This window comes from Mesorhizobium sp. USDA 3734 (assembly GCF_056279665.1).
The window spans coordinates 4970024-4992995 of record NZ_JBWCCW010000001.1 but is presented as its reverse complement, the minus strand read 5'-3'; the positions used below and the strand labels follow the sequence as shown (position 1 = coordinate 4992995).

General features: G+C 64.8%; 2 protein-coding genes and 1 pseudogene. 2 read left to right on the top strand and 1 reads right to left on the bottom strand.

Going from position 1 to position 22972, the window contains the following annotated elements:
- Positions 1-298: 298 nt before the first annotated feature.
- Both ACZ89F_RS23975 and ACZ89F_RS23970 read left to right on the top strand, forming a co-directional pair.
- Positions 299-20908: a non-ribosomal peptide synthase/polyketide synthase gene (locus ACZ89F_RS23975; RefSeq protein WP_476094498.1), complete on the top strand. Its 20610-nt coding sequence runs from the start codon at positions 299-301 to the stop codon at positions 20906-20908.
- Between the two features lie 211 nt (positions 20909-21119).
- Positions 21120-21752: a 4'-phosphopantetheinyl transferase family protein gene (locus tag ACZ89F_RS23970; protein WP_476094497.1), complete on the top strand. Its 633-nt coding sequence runs from the start codon at positions 21120-21122 to the stop codon at positions 21750-21752.
- A gap of 93 nt (positions 21753-21845) precedes the next feature.
- Here the strand turns inward: ACZ89F_RS23970 and ACZ89F_RS23965 are convergent.
- Positions 21846-22947 (bottom strand): annotated as a pseudogene (locus ACZ89F_RS23965) (IS1595 family transposase).
- Positions 22948-22972: the final 25 nt, after the last annotated feature.

Below are 22972 nucleotides of genomic sequence, written 5' to 3'. Positions count from 1 at the left end.
AGGTGCGATCCGATGAGGGGGCCGCCGCGGAGAGCGCAGACAGGTGTGCAAGGCGTGACATTGTCATCGTTATGCCGATGACCTTCTTTGTGTTGGTTGATCCCTCAGAGCGCCGAGTTCGATTGGTATTAAGCGCGCTTTCCCCCGAGCAGATCCGAACCAGTGTCACGGGTTTAGACCGCTATGCGGCGCGGCGGTTAGGGCGGGAACGGCCCAGATTGGGACTGGCTGAGGGATGAAAATGGCATATCGGTCTTCTCCGGTGCGCGGCCATGACTGCCGACTAGGCGAGCAGGGCATGGATCCTGCAGCCCGGCCAATCTTTTCCAGCATCGTTGTTGGCAGTGGTACGCTAGCTATCGCGTGCGCACAGCTGGCAATGGAGATGGGCCACGTCATTGGCGCGGCCCTGTGTGGCGATGCCATATTCGCGGATTGGGCGGCTCGCGCCAACATCTTGTGCGTTGCGACTGTTGAAGAGCTCTCGACGTTCCTGAACACCGAGCCGGTGGATTGGATTTTCTCCGTTGCCAATCCGTTCATATTGCCGGTGGATGTGTTCGGGCGGGTGCGTCAAGGTGCTTTCAACTACCACGACGGTCCATTGCCACGATATGCGGGAACGCACGCGACGTCCTGGGCGCTGCTGGCACAAGAGACCGAATACGCCGTCACCTGGCATCGTATCGATGATGGTGTTGATACGGGTGACGTCGTGGTTCAGCGCCAAGTGCTGATTGCGCCCACCGATACGGCGTTTAGCTTGAACCTCAAATGTTTTGAGGCTGCAGTCGAGGGTTTCCGCGAGCTTTTCGCTGACCTCAAGAGCGGGAAGCTTACTGCCTATCCGCAGGCGCTGGTGAACAGAAGCTATTTTCCGAGACGTCGACGCCCAGATGCGGCAGGCTGTCTGCGGTGGGATCGATCCGCGCAAGACCTGTCAGCGATGACGCGTGCCCTAGACTTTGGGCCATATCATCCCAATCCATTGTGTCTGCCCAAGGCGCTCGTAGGCGATGGGGTTGTCACAGTCAGACGCCTGGAGGTGCTGCCTCGACGCTCGGGCTTTGCGGCAGGTTGCCTGCTTGAAATCCACTCCAGCCACTGGCGGGTGGCGACGGGTACGCAGGATGTTGGGGTTTGCTTTGGCAGCTCCGATGGTCAGGCGCTGGACGCGCGAGACCTCGCCAGGCATTCCAATCTGAATGAAGGTGATCGCCTGCCAATTTTGAGCGATGAACAGGCGCAGAGCATAACTTCCACCCATGAATTGCTGGCGCCTTCAGAGGGTTTTTGGCGACGGCGGCTTGATCGGTTTAAAACATTGCAGTTTCCTTTCCTGTCGTCGCCCGTGGCTGAACCGCCGCCCAGATGGCAGTCGAGTTCGGGGGGCGTTCCAAGTGCTTTGGCTAAACTGTCGCCACTCGATCGCACGGGATACTTGGTAACGGCTTGGCTGATCTATCTCGCCCGCATCACGGGAGAAACAGAGCTTCAACTGGGATGGAAGCCTGCATCGGATGGATCGCAAGCCGATTTGAAAGCGGCGGAGGTGCTTATCGCCTCTGTCGTGCCGATGGAAGTTACCATTGATCTTGCACATCATTTTGAAGAAGTGCGCAGGGCGGTGGCCGCCGAATTCGCTCGGCTGACGGAGCACGGCAGCTTTGCGTGGGATCTTATCGCACGCTCCCCGACATTGCGAGGTGTGGAGGCGCTACGATCACACCGGCCTTGGCCGATTGGCACCACAATCACGACAGACAGCTGTTCTGTCGCCGGTCTGACATCGAGCCAAAGTCCTGGGGCAGCCCTATGCGGCAAATTGCTGGCCCTTGAGGTTTGCGCTCTGGATGGGAGCTTTCGCTGGCATTTTGATGCAAGTCGATTGGCACCGGAGCAGATCGACCGCATGACGCAGCATTTGCAAACACTGTTGTGTGGCGTGATGGCCGATGCAGGCCAGCCGGTCGGCCGCATCGATATCCTGCCGGCCGCCGAACGCACGTATCTGCTGGAGGATCTGAACCGGACGGCTGCGGCCTATCCATCGCAGCGGTGCATCCATGAGCTGTTCGAGGCGCAGGTGCGCCAGGCGCCGGAGGCGGTGGCGGTGGTCTATGAGGACGAGCGCCTGAGCTATGGCGAACTCAACGCCCGGGCCAACCGGCTGGCGCATCATCTGATCGCCCTTGGGGTGAAGCCGGACCAGCCGGTGGCGATCTGCCTGGAGCGCAGCCTGGCGATGGTGGTGGGTGTCTTGGCGATCCTCAAGGCGGGCGGCGCCTATCTGCCGCTGGACCCGGCCTATCCCTGCGCGCGGCTGCGGCAGGTCCTCGCGGATGCGGCGCCGCGGCTGCTGCTGGCGGATGCGGCCGGCCGCGCCGCGCTCGGTGCCGAGGCGCTGGCCGATGTCAGCGTGGTCGATCTGGAGACGGCCACTCCCACCTGGGCCGAGCTGCCGGCCTGCGATCCCGACACGCGCGCCCTTGGTCTCACCGCGCGCCATCTCGCCTATGTCATCTACACCTCAGGCTCCACCGGAACCCCAAAGGGCGTCATGGTCGAGCATGGAAGTCTGGTCAATCTCGGGTTGGCTCAGATCGGGCTTTTTGGCGTCTGTTCGAATAGCCGTGTTGTGCAGTTCGCCTCCTTCGGTTTTGATGCGAGTGCTTCGGAGTTTGTCATGGCGTTTGGCTCAGGCGCCGCATTGCACCTGCCTGCGGACGAGCTCCGCCAGGCGAGTAACAAGCTATCGGATTACCTGCGAAGCGAAGCCATCACCCATGCGACGTTGCCTCCAGCCTTGCTTCAGGCAAGCAGGGATCCGGGATGTTTGGCATCGCACGTCCTCATTCTGGCTGGAGAACTGCCGAAAGCCGAACTCGTCCGAAGTCTGGTCCCGGCATCAATTGTCAACGCTTATGGACCTACCGAAGCAACAGTCTGCGCGACGATTTGGAATCGCCCCGATGATTTTGATGGGTCAGTTGTCCCGATCGGGCGTCCGATTGCGAACACGCGGGTGTATCTTCTGGACGGTCATGGTGGGCCGGTGCCGTTCGGGGCGGTGGGTGAGCTTTGCATTGGCGGGGCAGGCGTTGCGCGGGGCTACCTGAACCGCCCTGATCTGACGGCGGAGCGGTTTTTGGCCGATCCGTTCAGCGATGAGGCAGGCGCCCGGCTGTACCGGACCGGCGATCTGGCGCGTTATCTGCCGGACGGCAATCTGGAGTTTTTGGGCCGCAACGACGACCAGGTGAAGATCCGCGGCTTCCGCATCGAGCCGGGCGAGATCGCGGCGCGGCTTTGCGAGCACGAGCTTGTCGGCAATGCGGTGGTGGTGGCGCGCCAGGACCGCGCCGGCGACAAGCACCTTGTCGCCTATGTCGTGTGCGGACCCGAGGCCGGCTCGGAGGGCGCCGATGGCGCGCAGCTTGCTGCCTCCTTGCGCGCGCATGTGAGCGGGCGGCTGCCGGACTACATGGTGCCGGCTGCGTTCGTGCGGCTATCGGCGCTGCCTTTGACGCCGAACGGCAAGCTCGACCGCAAGGCACTGCCGGCGCCGGCCGACGACGCCTATGCGCGGGCGGCCTATGAGGCGCCGCAAGGCGCGGTCGAGACGGCGCTGGCAGAGATCTGGGCGGAGCTGCTCGGCCTCGAGCGCATCGGACGCCACGACAACTTCTTCGAACTCGGCGGCCATTCGCTGCTGGCCGTGCAGCTGATGGAGCGGCTGCGGCAGCTGTCGCTGGGGGTGGAGGTGCGCACCCTGTTCGCCCGGCCGGTGCTTTGCGATCTGGCCGCAAGCCTTGGCAGCCATAACGAGGTGGCAGCGCCGGCCAACCTGATCGGCGAGCAGAGCACGGCGATCACGCCGCAGATGCTGCCGCTGATCGATCTTACCCAACAGGAGATCGACCGGATCGTCGCCACGGTGCCGGGCGGGGTCGCCAACATCCAGGATATCCATGGCCTGTCGCCGCTGCAGGACGGCATCCTGTTCCATCATCTGCTGGCGACGAAGGGCGATCCCTACCTACTGGTCTCGCAGATGGCCTTTGCCGAGCGCGGCCTGTTGGAGCGCTATCTTGCTGCGGTCCAAAAGGTGGTGGATCGTCACGACATTCTGCGCACGGCCTTTGTCTGGGAGGGTCTGTCGAGCCCGGCGCAGGTGGTCTGGCGCAAGGCGGCCCTGGAGGTGCGCGAGGTCGAGCTGGATGAGGATGGCGGTCCCGGTTCCGAGCAGCTGAAGCGGCGGTTCGATCCGCGCCAGTACCGCATCGACCTTGGCCGGGCGCCCTTGATGCGCATCGTGATCGCGCGCGAGCCGGGCAGCGGGCGCTGGCTGCTGTTGGAGCTGCTGCACCATCTGATCGGCGATCACACGACGCTGGAGATCATGCATGCCGAGGTGCGGGCCGTGCTCGAACGTCGCGGGCATGAGCTTGCCGCGCCGCAGCCGTTCCGCAATCTGGTGGCGCAGGCGCGGCTGGATGTCGATGCCTTGGCGCATGAGGAGTTCTTCCGCTCGATGCTGGCCGACATCGACGAGCCGACGCTGCCGTTCGGGCTAAGCCAAGTGCATGGCGACGGCAGCGGGGTTGGCGAGGCGCATCGGATGCTGCCGCAGGCGCTCAACGATCGGCTGCGGGAGCAGGCGCGGCGGCTGGGGGTAAGCCTGGCCAGCCTGTGCCATCTGGCCTGGGGTCAGGTGGTGGCGCTGAGCAGCGGGCGCCAGCAGGTGGTGTTCGGCACGGTGCTGTTCGGCCGCATGCATGCGGGTGGGGGCGCCGACCGGGCGCTGGGCCTGTTCATCAACACCCTGCCTGTGCGGCTTGACCTGGACGGGACCGGGGTCGAGGCGAGCCTGCGGACCACGCATGCGCGGCTTTCCGAGCTGCTGGCGCACGAGCATGCCTCGCTGGCGCTGGCGCAACGCTGCAGCGGCGTTGCGGCGCCGGCGCCGCTGTTCAGCGCGCTGTTGAACTACCGTCACAACACGCCGGCGGCCATGGCCGGCGGTGGGACGGATGATGTCCTGGCGGGCATGGAATGGCTGGGCGGGGAGGAACGCACCAACTATCCGCTGACCCTGTCGGTGGAGGATTTTGGCGAGGCGCTCGGCCTCACCGCACAGGTGGTGGAGCCGGTGTCTGCGGACCGGGTCTGCGGCTACATGCAGCGGGCGCTCGAGCAGCTGGCTGAGGCATTGGAGCATGCCCCCAATACGCCGGTGCGCGCGCTCGACATTCTTCCGCCCGAGGAGCGGACCTACCTTTTGGAGGAGCTGAACCGGACGGACGCGGACTATCCGTCGGAGCGGTGCATCCACGAACTGTTCGAGCAACAGGTGCGCCGCACGCCCGAGGCGGTGGCATTGGTGCATGAGGGCGAGGCGCTCTCCTATGGCGAGCTCAACGCCCGGGCCAACCGGCTGGCGCATCACCTGATCGGGCTCGGGGTCAAGCCGGACCAGCCGGTGGCGATCTGTGTCGAGCGCAGCCCAGCGATGGTGGTGGGTGTCTTGGCGATCCTCAAGGCGGGCGGCGCCTATCTGCCGCTGGACCCGGCCTATCCCTGCGCGCGGCTGCGGCAGGTTCTCGAGGATGCGGCGCCGCGGCTGCTGCTGGCCGATGCCGCCGGCCGCGCCGCGCTCGGCGCCGAGGCGCTGGCCGATGTGAGCGTGGTCGATCTGGAGGGCACCCCCGCGGCCGAGCTGCCCGCCTGCGATCCCGACCCGCGCGCCCTTGGCCTGACCTCACGCCATCTCGCCTATGTCATCTACACTTCAGGCTCTACTGGAGCCCCAAAGGGGGCACAGAATGAGCATCGGGCTATTATCAATCGCCTGATCTGGATGCAGAAAGCCTACGCTCTCAATGCGACTGATGTCGTCTTGCAGAAGACGCCATTTGGCTTCGATGTCTCGGCCTGGGAACTCTTCTGGACGTTGCTTGAAGGGGCGACCCTGGTGCTGACCCCACCGGCTGCACACAAAGACCCAGAAGCGCTTGTAAAAGTGATCCTCAGCCAAAGCATCACCACTGCGCACTTTGTACCATCCATGCTGGTCAGCTTTATGGAGACGAATGGTGTTGATCGCTGCACATCGCTGCAGCGTCTCGTGTGCAGTGGTGAGGCGCTTCCTGCTTCCCTTGCGCAGAAGGTTCGGCGCGTATTGCCTTGGACTGGCCTGCACAATCTATACGGTCCCACGGAAGCTGCTATCGACGTTACAGCCTGGAATTGCCCGGCTGATTTTGATGGGTCAGTTGTCCCGATCGGGCGTCCGATTGCGAACACGCGGGTGTATCTTCTGGACGGGCATGGTGGGCCGGTGCCGTTCGGGGCGGTGGGCGAGCTTTATATTGGCGGTGCAAGCGTTGCGCGTGGCTATCTGAACCGTCCCGAGCTGACGGCGGAGCGGTTTTTGGCCGATCCGTTCAGCGATGAGGCAGGCGCCCGGCTGTACCGGACCGGCGATCTGGCCCGCTACCGGCCGGATGGCAATCTCGAGTTCCTGGGCCGCAACGACGAGCAGCTGAAGATCCGCGGCTTCCGCATCGAACCGGGCGAGATCGCCGCCCGGCTTTGCGAGCATGAGCTTGTCGGCGATGCGGTGGTGGTGGCGCGCGCCGATCGCACCGGCGACCAGCGGCTTGTCGCCTATGTGGTGGCGAAGCCGGCGGACGGGTCGGAGGACGCCGATGGCGCGCAGCTTGCTGCGTCGTTGCGGACCCACCTGGGTGGCCTGCTGCCCGACTACATGGTGCCGTCGGCCTTCGTGCGGCTGGACGCACTGCCGCTGACGCCGAACGGCAAGCTCGACCGCAAGGCACTGCCGGCGCCGGCCGACGAGGCCTATGCGCGGGCGGCCTATGAGGCGCCGCGCGGCGCGGTCGAGACGGCGCTGGCGGCGATCTGGCAAGAGCTGCTCGGCCTCGAGCGCATCGGACGCCACGACAACTTCTTCGAACTCGGCGGCCATTCGCTGCTGGCCGTGCAGCTGATGAGCCGTTTGCCGCAGGCCGTCGGTTTCGAGCTGCCGCTGGCCACGCTGTTCGCCAGGCCGGTTATTGCCGATCTGGCCGAAAGCATCGTCGACCAGTCGAACCGCTGCGGTCCGCAAGACCTGCCGGCGATTGTTGCCGTGTCGCGCGACGAGCCGCTTGCGCTGTCGTTCGCGCAGCAGCGGCTGTGGTTCCTGGCGCAGCTCGACGAGGGCAGCACCAACTATCATATTCCATTGGCCTTGCGGCTGCGGGGGGCGCTCGACCGCGTCGCCTGGCAGCGCAGCCTTGACCGTCTGTTTGCCCGTCACGAGGCGCTGCGCAGTGTCTTTGTCGCACCGGAGGGCCAGCCCCGGGTCGAGGTGCTGCCGCCGGACGCAGGGCTGCCGGTGCTGGAGCACGATCTATCCGGCCGGGCCGATGCTAAGGCGGCGCTTTCGGATCTGTGCCGTGAAGAGGCGCACACGCCGTTCGATCTGTCGCGCGGGCCGCTGATGCGCGCGCGTCTGATCCGGCTGGCGGATGAGGAGCACGTCTTCCTGCTGACCCAGCATCACATCGTCTCCGACGGCTGGTCGATGGGCGTCTTGATGCGTGAACTGAACAGCCTTTACCGGGCGTTCGAAGCTGGACGGGACGATCCTTTGCCGCCGCTGGCGATCCAGTACCCGGATTATGCCGCCTGGCAACGGCAATGGCTGTCGGGGGAACGGCTGCAGACCCAGACGCAGTATTGGCGCAACGCCCTGTCAGGCGCCCCGGCCCGTCTTGCGCTGCCGACGGACCGGCCGCGGCCGGCCCAGCAGTCGTTTGCCGGGGCCAGTGTGCCGATCGTCATCGATGCGGATCTGACGCGGGGTCTGAAGCGGCTGAGCCGGCAGCATGGCACGACGTTGTTCATGACGGTGCTGGCGGCCTGGGCGGCGGTGCTTTCGCGTCTGTCGGGGCAGGACGACCTTGTGATCGGCGTGCCGAGCGCCAATCGAGGCCGGGGCGAGGTCGAAGAGTTGATCGGCTTCTTCGTCAACACCCTGGCGCTTCGGCTCGACCTGTCCGGCGAGCCGAGCGTGTCGGAGCTTCTGGAGCGGACGCGGCGCACGGCGCTGGCCGCCCAGGAGCATCAGGACCTGCCGTTCGAGCAGGTCGTCGAGATCGCGCAGCCGCCCCGGCATCTTGATCACACGCCGCTGTTCCAGGTGATGTTGGCCTGGCAGAACAACGCCGTCGGGTCATTGGACCTTCCCGGGCTGAGTGTGGAGGCTGCGGGGGAGGGGCTCAGCCAGGTCAAGTTCGATCTGGAGCTCGACCTTGGCGAAGATGGCGATCAGATCGCCGGGACTCTGGGTTATGCGACGGCGCTGTTCGACGAAGCGACGATCGAGCGGCAGCGCGGCTATCTTTTGGCATTGCTGCGGGCGATGGTTGCTGATGCCGGGCAGCCGGTCGGCCGCATCGAGCTGCTGTCGCCCGAGGAGCGGACCTACCTTTTGGAGGAGCTGAACCGGACGGACGCGGACTATCCGTCGGATCTTTGCATCCACGAGCTGTTCGAGCAACAGGTGCGCCGCACGCCCGAGGCGATGGCCTTGGTGCATGAGGACGAGGCGCTCTCCTATGGCGAACTCAACGCCCGGGCCAACCGGCTGGCGCATCATCTGATCGCCCTTGGGGTCAAGCCGGATCAGCCGGTGGCGCTCTGCGTCGAGCGCAGCCCGGCGATGGTGGTGGGGCTGCTGGCGATCCTGAAGGCGGGCGGCGCCTATGTGCCGCTCGATCCGGCCTATCCGGGCCCACGGCTCAACCAGGTGCTCGCCGATGCCGCCCCCAAGCTGCTGCTGGCCGATGCCGCCGGACGCGCCGCCCTCGCCCCCGAGGCGCTCGCCAGCCTGACGGCGGTCGACCTTTCGGACGGCGCGCGTCCATGGGCCGACCAGTGCGCTGACGATCCCGACCCGCGCGCGCTGGGGCTCACCCCCCGCCATCTCGCCTATGTCATCTACACCTCAGGCTCCACCGGGACGCCCAAGGGCGTCATGATCGAGCATGCCAGCACCGTGAACCTGCTGCATTGGAGCAGCGGCGTGTTTGCGGAATCCGAGCTCAGCCGCACGCTGTTTTCTACCTCGATCAGTTTTGATTTGTCCGTCTATGAGTGCTTCGTTCCGCTGTCGCAAGGAAGCACGCTTTATCTTGTCGAGGATGCGCTGGCGCTGGCGCAGACGCCCTTGGATGTCTCTTTGATCAACACGGTCCCCTCGGCGATCGCCGCTCTGGTCGACCAGAAAGCCGTGCTGGCTTCGACAAGCGTTATCAATTCATGCGGAGAGCGGCTGAAGGCAGATCTGATCGAGAGGGTCTTCGAGAGCAGCGGCGTAGAGAAGATCTGTAATCTGTACGCTCCTTCCGAGACGACGACGTACTCGACCTGGTTTTGCATGCCGAGGGGAGAGGCTGTCGTCGAGACGATCGGACGCCCGATTGCGAACACGCGGGTGTATCTTCTGGACGGTCATGGTGGGCCGGTGCCGTTCGGGGCGGTGGGTGAGCTTTGCATTGGCGGGGCAGGCGTTGCGCGGGGCTACCTGAACCGCCCTGATCTGACGGCGGAGCGGTTCATCGCCAGCCCCTTTGTGGACGGCGACCGGCTGTACCGGACCGGCGACCTGGGGCGTTATCTGCCGGACGGCAATCTGGAGTTTCTGGGCCGCAACGACGACCAGGTGAAGATCCGCGGCTTCCGCATCGAGCCGGGCGAGATCGCGGCGCGGCTTTGCGAGCACGAGCTTGTCGGCAATGCGGTGGTGATGGCGCGCCAGGACCGGGCCGGCGACAAGCACCTTGTCGCCTATGTGGTGTGTGGACCCGAGGCCGGCTCGGACGACGATGGCGGCGCGCTTGCCGGCGCCTTGCGCGTGCATCTGGGTGCGCGGCTGCCGGACTACATGGTGCCGGCGGCGTTCGTGCGGCTATCGGCGCTGCCTTTGACGCCGAACGGCAAGCTCGACCGCAAGGCACTGCCGGCGCCGGCCGACGAGGCCTATGCGCGCACCGCCTATGAAGCGCCGCGCGGCGCGGTCGAGACGGCGCTGGCGGCGATCTGGCAAGAGCTGCTCGGCCTCGAGCGCATCGGACGCCACGACCACTTCTTCGAACTCGGCGGCCATTCGCTGCTGGCCGTGCAGCTGATGGAGCGGCTGCGACGGCTGTCGCTGGGGGTGGAGGTGCGCACCCTGTTCGTCCGGCCGGTGCTTTGCGATCTGGCCGCAAGCCTTGGCAGCCATAACGAGGTGGCGGCGCCGGCCAACCTGATCGGCGAGCAGAGCACGGCGATCACGCCGCAGATGCTGCCGCTGATCGATCTTACCCAACAGGAGATCGACCGGATCGTCGCCACGGTGCCGGGCGGGGTCGCCAACATCCAGGATATCCATGGCCTGTCGCCGCTGCAGGACGGCATCCTGTTCCATCATCTGCTGGCGACGAAGGGCGATCCCTACCTACTGGTCTCGCAGATGGCCTTTGCCGAGCGCGGCCTGTTGGAGCGCTATCTTGCTGCGGTCCAAAAGGTGGTGGATCGTCACGACATTCTGCGCACGGCCTTTGTCTGGGAGGGTCTGTCGAGCCCGGCGCAGGTGGTCTGGCGCAAGGCGGCCCTGGAGGTGCGCGAGGTCGAGCTGGATGAGGATGGCGGTCCCGGTTCCGAGCAGCTGAAGCGGCGGTTCGATCCGCGCCAGTACCGCATCGACCTTGGCCGGGCGCCCTTGATGCGCATCGTGATCGCGCGCGAGCCGGGCAGCGGGCGCTGGCTGCTGTTGGAGCTGCTGCACCATCTGATCGGCGATCACACGACGCTGGAGATCATGCATGCCGAGGTGCGGGCGGTGCTGGAGGGACGCGGGCATGAGCTGGCGGCACCGCAGCCGTTCCGCAATCTGGTGGCGCAGGCGCGCCTGGGTGTTGATGCCAAGGCGCATGAGCAGTTCTTCCAGGCGTTGCTGGCCGACATCGACGAGCCGACCATGCCGTTCGGGCTGAGCGAGGTCTACGGCGACGGCAGCGGGGTCGGCGAGGCGCGGCGGATGCTGCCGCAGGCGCTCAACGATCGGCTGCGGGAGCAGGCGCGGCGGCTGGGGGTAAGCCTGGCCAGCCTGTGCCATCTGGCCTGGGGTCAGGTGGTGGCGCGCAGCAGCGGGCGAGAGCAGGTGGTGTTCGGCACGGTGCTGTTCGGCCGCATGCATGCGGGTGGGGGCGCCGACCGGGCGCTGGGCCTGTTCATCAACACCCTGCCTGTGCGGCTTGACCTGGACGGGACCGGGGTCGAGGCGAGCCTGCGGACCACGCATGCGCGGCTTTCCGAGCTGCTGGCGCACGAGCATGCCTCGCTGGCGCTGGCGCAACGCTGCAGCGGCGTTGCGGCGCCGGCGCCGCTGTTCGGCGCGCTGTTGAACTACCGTCACAACACGCCGGCGGCCATGGCCGGCTCCGGGACGGATGATGGTCTGTCCGGCATGGAATGGCTGGGCGGGGAGGAGCGCACCAACTATCCGCTGACCCTGTCGGTGGAGGATTTTGGCGAGGCGCTGGGCCTGACGGCGCAGGTGGTGGAGCCGGTGTCTGCCGATCGGGTCTGCGGCTACATGCAGCACGTGCTCGAGCAATTGGCGGAGGCGCTGGAGCGGGCGCCTGACAGGCCGGTGCGGGAGCTGGACATTCTTCCGCCCGAGGAGCGGACCTACCTTTTGGAGGAGCTGAACCGGACGGACGCGGACTATCCGTCGGAGCGGTGCATCCACGAGCTGTTCGAGGCGCAGGTGCGCCAGGCGCCGGAGGCGGTGGCGGTGGTGCATGAGGACGAGGCGCTCTCCTATGCCGAACTCAATGCCCGGGCCAACCGGCTGGCGCATCATCTGATCGGGCTCGGGGTCAAGCCGGACCAGCCGGTGGCGATCTGCCTGGAGCGCAGCCTGGCCATGGTGGTGGGGGTTTTGGCGATCCTCAAGGCGGGCGGCGCCTATCTGCCGCTGGACCCGGCCTATCCCTGCGCGCGGCTGCGGCAGGTTCTCGAGGATGCGGCGCCGCGGCTGCTGCTGGCCGATGCCGCCGGCCGCGCAGCACTGGGCGCCGAGGCGCTGGCCGATGTCAGCGTGGTCGATCTGGAGACGGCCACTCCCACCTGGGCCGAGCTGCCGGCCTGCGATCCCGACCCGCGCGCGCTGGGGCTCACCCCCCGCCATCTCGCCTATGTCATCTACACTTCAGGCTCTACTGGAGCCCCAAAGGGGGCACAGAATGAGCATCGGGCTATTATCAATCGCCTGATCTGGATGCAGAAAGCCTACGCTCTCAATGCGACTGATGTCGTCTTGCAGAAGACGCCATTTGGCTTCGATGTCTCGGCCTGGGAACTCTTCTGGACGTTGCTTGAAGGGGCGACCCTGGTGCTGGCCCCACCGGCTGCACACAAAGACCCAGAAGCGCTTGTAAAAGTGATCCTCAGCCAAAGCATCACCACTGCGCACTTTGTACCATCCATGCTGGTCAGCTTTATGGAGACGAATGGTGTTGATCGCTGCACATCGCTGCAGCGTCTCGTGTGCAGTGGTGAGGCGCTTCCTGCTTCCCTTGCGCAGAAGGTTCGGCGCGTATTGCCTTGGACTGGCCTGCACAATCTATACGGTCCCACGGAAGCTGCTATCGACGTTACAGCCTGGAATTGCCCGGCTGATTTTGATGGGTCAGTTGTCCCGATCGGGCGTCCGATTGCGAACACGCGGGTGTATCTTCTGGACGGTCATGGTGGGCCGGTGCCGTTCGGGGCGGTGGGTGAGCTTTGCATTGGCGGGGCAGGCGTTGCGCGGGGCTACCTGAACCGCCCTGATCTGACGGCGGAGCGGTTCATCGCCAGCCCCTTTGTGGACGGCGACCGGCTGTACCGGACCGGCGACCTGGGGCGTTATCTGCCGGACGGCAATCTGGAGTTTCTGGGCCGCAACGACGACCAGGTGAAGATCCGCGGCTTCCGCATCGAGCCGGGCGAGATCGCGGCGCGGCTTTGCGAGCACGAGCTTGTCGGCAATGCGGTGGTGATGGCGCGCCAGGACCGGGCCGGCGACAAGCACCTTGTCGCCTATGTGGTGTGTGGACCCGAGGCCGGCTCGGACGACGATGGCGGCGCGCTTGCCGGCGCCTTGCGCGTGCATCTGGGTGCGCGGCTGCCGGACTACATGGTGCCGGCGGCGTTCGTGCGGCTATCGGCGCTGCCTTTGACGCCGAACGGCAAGCTCGACCGCAAGGCACTGCCGGCGCCGGCCGACGAGGCCTATGCGCGCACCGCCTATGAAGCGCCGCGCGGCGCGGTCGAGACGGCGCTGGCGGCGATCTGGCAAGAGCTGCTCGGCCTCGAGCGCATCGGACGCCACGACCACTTCTTCGAACTCGGCGGCCATTCGCTGCTGGCCGTGCAGCTGATGGAGCGGCTGCGACGGCTGTCGCTGGGGGTGGAGGTGCGCACCCTGTTCGTCCGGCCGGTGCTTTGCGATCTGGCCGCAAGCCTTGGCAGCCATCGCGAGGTGGCGGTGCCGGCCAACCTGATCGGCGAGCAGAGCACGGCGATCACGCCGCAGATGCTGCCGCTGATCGATCTTACCCAACAGGAGATCGACCGGATCGTCGCCACGGTGCCGGGCGGGGTCGCCAACATCCAGGATATCCATGGCCTGTCGCCGCTGCAGGACGGCATCCTGTTCCATCATCTGCTGGCGACGAAGGGCGATCCCTACCTACTGGTCTCGCAGATGGCCTTTGCCGAGCGCGGCCTGTTGGAGCGCTATCTTGCTGCGGTCCAAAAGGTGGTGGATCGTCACGACATTCTGCGCACGGCCTTTGTCTGGGAGGGTCTGTCGAGCCCGGCGCAGGTGGTCTGGCGCAAGGCGGCCCTGGAGGTGCGCGAGGTCGAGCTGGATGAGGATGGCGGTCCCGGTTCCGAGCAGCTGAAGCGGCGGTTCGATCCGCGCCAGTACCGCATCGACCTTGGCCGGGCGCCCTTGATGCGCATCGTGATCGCGCGCGAGCCGGGCAGCGGGCGCTGGCTGCTGTTGGAGCTGCTGCACCATCTGATCGGCGATCACACGACGCTGGAGATCATGCATGCCGAGGTGCGGGCGGTGCTGGAGGGACGCGGGCATGAGCTGGCGGCACCGCAGCCGTTCCGCAATCTGGTGGCGCAGGCGCGCCTGGGTGTTGATGCCAAGGCGCATGAGCAGTTCTTCCAGGCGTTGCTGGCCGACATCGACGAGCCGACCATGCCGTTCGGGCTGAGCGAGGTCTACGGCGACGGCAGCGGGGTCGGCGAGGCGCGGCGGATGCTGCCGCAGGCGCTCAACGATCGGCTGCGGGAGCAGGCGCGGCGGCTGGGGGTAAGCCTGGCCAGCCTGTGCCATCTGGCCTGGGGTCAGGTGGTGGCGCGCAGCAGCGGGCGAGAGCAGGTGGTGTTCGGCACGGTGCTGTTCGGCCGCATGCATGCGGGTGGGGGCGCCGACCGGGCGCTGGGCCTGTTCATCAACACCCTGCCTGTGCGGCTTGACCTGGACGGGACCGGGGTCGAGGCGAGCCTGCGGACCACGCATGCGCGGCTTTCCGAGCTGCTGGCGCACGAGCATGCCTCGCTGGCGCTGGCGCAACGCTGCAGCGGCGTTGCGGCGCCGGCGCCGCTGTTCGGCGCGCTGTTGAACTACCGTCACAACACGCCGGCGGCCATGGCCGGCTCCGGGACGGATGATGGTCTGTCCGGCATGGAATGGCTGGGCGGGGAGGAGCGCACCAACTATCCGCTGACCCTGTCGGTGGAGGATTTTGGCGAGGCGCTGGGCCTGACGGCGCAGGTGGTGGAGCCGGTGTCTGCCGATCGGGTCTGCGGCTACATGCAGCACGTGCTCGAGCAATTGGCGGAGGCGCTGGAGCGGGCGCCTGACAGGCCGGTGCGGGAGCTGGACATTCTTCCGCCCGAGGAGCGGACCTACCTTTTTGAGGAGCTGAACCGGACGGACGCGGACTATCCGTCGGAGCGGTGCATCCACGAGCTGTTCGAGGCGCAGGTGCGCCAGGCGCCGGAGGCGGTGGCGGTGGTGCATGAGGACGAGGCGCTCTCCTATGCCGAACTCAATGCCCGGGCCAACCGGCTGGCGCATCATCTGATCGGGCTCGGGGTCAAGCCGGACCAGCCGGTGGCGATCTGCCTGGAGCGCAGCCTGGCCATGGTGGTGGGGGTTTTGGCGATCCTCAAGGCGGGCGGCGCCTATCTGCCGCTGGACCCGGCCTATCCCTGCGCGCGGCTGCGGCAGGTTCTCGAGGATGCGGCGCCGCGGCTGCTGCTGGCCGATGCCGCCGGCCGCGCAGCACTGGGCGCCGAGGCGCTGGCCGATGTCAGCGTGGTCGATCTGGAGACGGCCACTCCCACCTGGGCCGAGCTGCCGGCCTGCGATCCCGACCCGCGCGCGCTGGGGCTCACCCCCCGCCATCTCGCCTATGTCATCTACACCTCAGGCTCCACCGGGACGCCCAAGGGCGTCATGATCGAGCATGCCAGCACCGTGAACCTGCTGCATTGGAGCAGCGGCGTGTTTGCGAAATCCGAGCTCAGCCGCACGCTGTTTTCTACCTCGATCAGTTTTGATCTGTCCGTCTATGAGTGCTTCGTTCCGCTGTCGCAAGGAAGCACGCTTTATCTTGTTGAGGATGCGCTGGCGCTGGCGCAGACGCCCTTGGATGTCTCCTTGATCAACACGGTCCCCTCGGCGATCGCCGCTCTGGTCGACCAGAAAGCGGTGCCGGCTTCGACAAGCGTCATCAATTTGGCGGGAGAGCGGCTGAAGGCAGATCTGATCGAGAGGGTCTTCGAGAGCAGCGGCGTAGAGAAGATCTGTAATCTGTACGCTCCTTCCGAGACGACGACGTACTCGACCTGGTTTTGCATGCCGAGGGGAGAGGCTGTCGTCGAGACGATCGGACGCCCGATTGCGAACACGCGGGTGTATCTTCTGGACGGTCATGGTGGGCCGGTGCCGTTCGGGGCGGTGGGTGAGCTTTGCATTGGCGGGGCAGGCGTTGCGCGGGGCTACCTGAACCGCCCTGATCTGACGGCGGAGCGGTTCATCGCCAGCCCCTTTGTGGACGGCGACCGGCTGTACCGGACCGGCGACCTGGGGCGTTATCTGCCGGACGGCAATCTGGAGTTTCTGGGCCGCAACGACGACCAGGTGAAGATCCGCGGCTTCCGCATCGAGCCGGGCGAGATCGCGGCGCGGCTTTGCGAGCACGCCTGGCTGCGCGAGGCGGTGGTGGTGGCGCGCCAGGACCGTGCCGGCGACAAGCATCTTGTCGCCTATGTGGTGTGTGGACCCGAGGCCGGCTCGGACGACGATGGCGGCGCGCTTGCCGGCGCCTTGCGCGCGCATCTGGGTGCGCGGCTGCCGGACTACATGGTGCCGGCGGCGTTCGTGCGGCTCGCGGCGCTGCCTTTGACGCCGAACGGCAAGCTCGACCGCAAGGCACTGCCGGCGCCGGCCGACGAGGCCTATGCGCGGGCGGCCTATGAGGCGCCGCGCGGCGCGGTCGAGACGGCGCTGGCACAGATCTGGGCGGAGCTTCTCGGTGTCGAGCGGGTCGGACGCCACGACCACTTCTTCGAACTGGGCGGCCACTCGCTCCTGGCCGTGCAGCTCTTGAGCCGGCTGTCGCGGGCTGTTGGGGTCGAACTGCCGCTGACGAGGCTGTTCGCCAGGCCGGTGCTTTCCGATCTGGCCGAAAGCATCGTCGAGGTGTTGAGCCGCTCCGGTCCGCAAGACCTGCCGGCGATTGCCGCCGTGTCGCGCAATGAGCCGCTTGTACTGTCGTTTGCGCAGCAGCGGCTATGGTTTTTGGCGCAGCTGGACGAGGGCAGCACCAACTATCACATGCCGCTGGCATTGCGACTGCGTGGTGTGCTCGACCGCAGTGCCTGGCAGCGCAGCCTCGACCGTCTGTTTGCCCGCCATGAGGCGCTGCGCAGTGTCTTTGTCGCTCCGGAGGGCAAGCCCCGGGTTGAGGTCCTGCCGCCGGACGCAGGGCTGCCGGTGCTGGAGCACGATCTGCGGGACAGGCCAGATGCTGAGGCGGCGCTTTTGGAACTGTGCCATGAAGAGGCGCACCTACCGTTCGATCTTGCGCGCGGGCCGCTGATCCGCGGGTGTCTGATCCGGATGTCGGATGAGCAACATGTCTTCCTGCTGACCCAGCATCATATCGTCTCGGACGGCTGGTCACTGGGCGTGCTGGTGCGTGAACTCAGTCAGCTTTACCGGGCGTTCGAAGCTGGACGGGACGATCCTTTGCCGCCGCTGGCGATCCAGTACCCGGATTATGCCGCCTGGCAACGGCAGTGGCTGTCGGGGGAACGGTTACAGAGCCAGGCGCAGTATTGGCGCAACGCCCTGTCAGGCGCCCCGGCTCGTCTTGCCTTGCCGACGGACCGGCCGCGGCCGGCCCAGCAGTCGTTTGCCGGGGCGACGGTTCCGATCGTCATCGATGCGGATCTGACGCTGGGTCTGAAGCGGCTGAGCCGGCAGCATGGCACGACGTTGTTCATGACGGTGCTGGCGGCCTGGGCGGCGGTGCTTTCGCGTCTGTCGGGGCAGGACGACCTTGTGATCGGCGTGCCGAGCGCCAATCGAGGCCGGGGCGAGGTCGAAGAGTTGATCGGCTTCTTCGTCAACACCCTGGCGCTTCGGCTCGACCTGTCCGGCGAGCCGAGCGTGTCGGAGCTTCTGGAGCGGACGCGGCGCACGGCGCTGGCCGCCCAGGAGCATCAGGACCTGCCGTTCGAGCAGGTCGTCGAGATCGCGCAGCCGCCCCGGCATCTTGATCACACGCCGCTGTTCCAGGTGATGTTGGCCTGGCAGAACAACGCCGTCGGGTCATTGGACCTTCCCGGGCTGAGTGTGGAGGCTGCCGGGGAGGGGTATGATCAGGTCAAGTTCGATCTGGAGCTGAGCCTGGGTGAGCGTGGCGAGGAGATCGCCGGAGCGTTTGGTTATGCCACGGCGCTGTTCGATGAGGCGACGATCGAGCGGCAGCGTGGTTATCTGCTGGCGCTGCTGCGGGCGATGGTTGCCGATGCCGGGCAGCCGGTCGGCCGCATTGACATCCTGCCGGCTGCCGAGCGCGCTTATCTGCTGGAGGATCTGAACCGGACGGCGGCGGCCTATCCGTCGGAGCGGTGCATCCACGAGCTGTTCGAGGCGCAGGTGCGCCAAGCGCCGGAGGCGGTGGCGGTGGTCCATGAGGACGAGCGCCTGAGCTATGGCGAGCTCAACGCGCGGGCCAACCGGCTGGCGCATCACCTGATCGGGCTCGGGGTGAAGCCGGACCAGCCGGTGGCGATCTGCCTGGAGCGCAGCCTGGCGATGGTGGTGGGGGTTTTGGCGATCCTCAAGGCGGGCGGCGCCTATCTGCCGCTGGACCCGGCCTATCCCTGCGCGCGGCTGCGGCAGGTTCTCGAGGATGCGGCGCCGCGGCTGCTGCTGGCCGATGCCGCCGGCCGCGCAGCACTGGGCGCCGAGGCGCTGGCCGATGTCAGCGTGGTCGATCTGGAGACGGCCACTCCCACCTGGGCCGAGCTGCCGGCCTGCGATCCCGACCCGCGCGCCCTTGGTCTCACCGCGCGCCATCTCGCCTATGTCATCTACACCTCCGGCTCAACCGGAACCCCTAAGGGCGTCATGGTCGAGCATCGGGGAGTGGTGAATCATACAAGTTGGCAGGCGGATCGATTCCAGCTTGCTGCCCACGACATTTTCCTGCAGCGAACTTCCCTCTCTTTTGATGCCGCGGTGTGGGAGCTATGGACAGCCTTGTTGTTTGGGGCTCGTGTAATTCTCCTTCCCCTCGACCGACAATTCGATTCTCGAACAATTGTCGATCTCCTGGATAAGTACAGAGTGACGGTCCTGCAATTAGTCCCGTCGCTTCTTTCAGCATTGCTTGATCTCATGGACGTTGAGCAAAATGCAATCGGTAGCTTACGATACATGTTTTGTGGTGGAGAGCCCCTCAGGAATGAGATCGTCGCTAAATGGCTGCAATTGACATCGCGGGCACTTGTCAATCTCTATGGGCCTACTGAGGCAACGATTGATACGACAGCTTGGGAGCATCCCGTTGGATTTAGCGGAACAGTTGTCCCGATCGGACGCCCGATTGCCAACACGCGGGTGTATCTTCTGGACGGTCATGGTGGGCCGGTGCCGTTCGGGGCGGTGGGTGAGCTTTGCATTGGCGGGGCAGGCGTTGCGCGGGGCTACCTGAACCGCCCTGATCTGACGGCGGAGCGGTTCATCGCCAGCCCCTTTGTGGACGGCGACCGGCTGTACCGGACCGGCGACCTGGGGCGTTATCTGCCGGACGGCAATCTGGAGTTTCTGGGCCGCAACGACGACCAGGTGAAGATCCGCGGCTTCCGCATCGAGCCGGGCGAGATCGCGGCGCGGCTTTGCGAGCATCCCTGGGTGCGCGAGGCGGTGGTGATGGCGCGCCAGGACCGGGCCGGCGACAAGCACCTTGTCGCCTATGTGGTGTGTGGACCCGAGGCCGGCTCGGACGACGATGGCGGCGCGCTTGCCGGCGCCTTGCGCGCGCATGTGAGCGGGCGGCTGCCGGACTACATGGTGCCGGCGGCGTTCGTGCGGCTCGCGGCGCTGCCGCTGACGCCGAACGGCAAGCTCGACCGCAAGGCACTGCCGGCGCCGGCCGACGAGGCCTATGCGCGGGCGGCCTATGAGGCGCCGCGCGGCGCGATCGAGACGGCGCTGGCACAGATCTGGGCGGAGCTTCTCGGGCTGGAGCGCATCGGACGCCACGACAACTTCTTCGAACTGGGCGGCCATTCGCTCCTGGCTGTGCAGCTACTCAGCCGAGCATCAGATCTTGGACTGAATTTTAGCGCTGCCGATGCCTTCCAGGCCCCAGTTCTGAAGGACCTTGCATCGAAGGTTCATTTGGAGCCTCAGCCCAGCATTGCGGGAGTGATTTCCGTTCAAGCAACCGGATCGCAGCCACCGCTGTTCTTTGTTCCCACAGGTTTCGGCGATTGTTCCTATGTCGTCAGTTTGGTTAAAGAAATGAATGTAGACTGTCCCGTCTTTGCTTTGCCATGGCCGTCTTTCGATGAAGCTCGTCTACTGACCCTTGAAGCGATTGCTGACACGGTCATCTTGGAAATCAAAGAAATTCAGCCCCACGGTCCATACCGCTTCGCAGGATACTCGTCGGGCGGCATCCTCGCCTACGCCATAGCCCAGCGCTTACTGGCCCTGGATGAAACCGTGTCCTTCATGGCGTTCATCGATGTTACGTTATTTGCGAATCGATCGAGCATGTCCCCCTCTCTGATCGTCCGAAACAGGGTGTTGGAGCGTTTCGAATCGTTGAATGATGAAACCTTCGAAGTTTTGAAACGCTTTGCTGGACAATGTTCAATTGCTCAGCTGTTTGAAAAGGCGAAGAGAATTGGGGCGATACCTCCGGATCGTGATCTCCACGATGACATTCTGATGTCGGAAAGAACCGCCCAATTTCATAGGGCATTGCAGTCGTATCAAGTTCCGTCCCTGCCAATCGAGATACATCAGTTTTATGCCATGGAGCCTCTCATCAGCCGTCGGATACCACCTGATAAAGCCTCAACAGGCCCAGAGGTTCGTTCGCCTATGCGCGGCTGGGACCGGGTCTTGAGTCCGGAGGCTATTACTGCCGTACCGATTGCAGGCGACCACGTGACGATGATGAGTGTTATGGAAAACCGCAAGGCTCTGGCCCGAGCTATTTCTACACCTTTAACCGGGGTTCTTGAAAAAGATCCCTAGCGAACTGCACCGAAGGTTCTGGCACCCAGACGAGGTTCAGTCTCGGATCGCGATAATTCCCAAATGTCGGAGAGTTCTCGCTTGGTGATCCAAAGATGGGAAGCATATTTGGTCTGCCGCCGCTGCTGGTCGACGACCGAGTCGAGCAATTCCAAGGCCAAGCTGCATTGGCCGAGCTTCTCATTCGAAAAGCTCAAAGGGACCAGATAGAATGGAGATTATCACCATTGATCAACAGAACATACTCGTCGGCATCCGTCCAATAGAGCCGGCTGACGACTCCACCTTGTACGCTTCCGAAGTTACCTCGTTGGGACGCGCTGTCACCAAAGTTCGCCGCCAAAGCGGTGCTGCAAGAGTAGTCGCCAGAACACTCTTTGGGCAACTGGGATTCCCACCACTGCCGATCTTAAAGACGCGCTCTGGTGTTCCGATCTGGCCAGCCGGCATCGTCGGATCTTTGGCTCACCACGATACAGTAGCAGCCGCCGCTATTGCAGGGACGAAAAGGATTGCAGCGCTCGGCATCGACATTGAGCCTAATGAACCTCTGCCGGAGAACTTGATCGAATTGATTGCTACCCCTAACGAGCAACGCATGTACGATCTACGCCTGCTTGAACGGCGGGACCTCTTCGTTTTGAAGGAGGCTGTATATAAAGCCTATTTTCCACTATACAATGATTTTCTTGAATTTCAGGATGTGGAAATTGATCTCCCTGCGCGATTAGGATACGTGCCGAAGAAAGATTGCACATTTTCGCTCGAGTTACTTATTTCCAACAATGTAATCGGGTTGGCGTATTCATGGCCGACGTGCGGTGACCTTGCCCCGCTGATCTAATCCAGAAGCCAACTGGGGGCCAGGACAAGAACAGTTCAAAATCTTGCGCCAATAAGGGTCGGAACAAGAACCGTTCCCGCAGACACGCGGCTTTTATAAACCAAAGACAGCTACGGCCGATTTGATGGTGATGCCGCCGTCGGGACTTCGGCGCATCTGGCGTCCCGTGGCAGCGCGAAAGACAGTCGGCAGTTGCAGCGCTGGTGGCACCCGTGACCAGAGAGTTCGCATGATTTCCCGGCCGTGCCGAGTTTTCCGAATGGCGCTTCCAGACACGACGCGCTGAGACCAGCGGAAGCCGATTTCATGGAAATACAGGTCGGCATGTTGCGGGCTGATATGGTGAAAGACGCCCGCGATCGTCCGCCGGACGCGGGAATTGAAACCCTCCACCGAATTGACGTGGACCGTGTCGCGAACATATTCGTTGCTGGAATGCCTCACGGTCTCATGCTTGGCAAAACTCTCGCCTATGGCCATGAATGCCTTCGCCTCATCACTCATCAAATGCGCGTGGGTTTCGATCTGTGTTTCAATCGCACGTTCGGCCGCACGCAATGAAAGACCGGTCACGACCGCGGCACGTGCGTCACCGGCCGGAGCGCCGGGCGTGACGTCGGTCGGCCGCTGCACCATCGCCATGACCGGCGCTTTCTCCGTATTCGCCTGACCTTTCCGGCCCCGTCCCGGAGGTGGGTCATCCGGCCGCTTTCGGGGACTTCCCCCGAGATGGAAATGGTCGATCTCAACCGTGCCGTCGAGCATGTTTTTCCCGCGCCACCATCAGCCGCAGTGCGTGACCCATCCGCCAGGCCGTCGGTTGGCTCACTCCAAGGATCTCGGCGAGCCGGACCGAGGACAAGCCTTTGTCCGACTGGAGCATCAGCCACATGGCTTTCAGCCAAACACGCAAGGGCAACTTGGTCGAGTGCAGAGGGGTATGGGTCGTCACTGTGAACTGGAACCGGCAATCGCCATTGGAACATTGATAAAGGCCCGGTCGCGCACGCCGCTTGCCTGTATCGCGGCCGGCAAGCGCGATCGAGCGTTTATACCCGCAGGCCGGACAGATTCTGCCTTCTGGCCACACCATGGTTTCCAGCAATCGCCGGCAATGCTCTTCATCCCGGAAGGCCACGATCATTTCTTCAACGGTCCGAATGTTGGAAAGCGCTGCGAGCATCGTTTCAGGCATTTTCATCTCCGCCAGATCACGCTCC

Excerpts from the sequence above, each read along its gene's own strand:
- ACZ89F_RS23975 (WP_476094498.1), top strand. The coding sequence starts at position 299 with ATGGATCCTGCAGCCCGGCCAATCTTTTCCAGCATCGTTGTTGGCAGT.
- ACZ89F_RS23970 (WP_476094497.1), top strand. The coding sequence starts at position 21,120 with ATGGAGATTATCACCATTGATCAACAGAACATACTCGTCGGCATCCGT.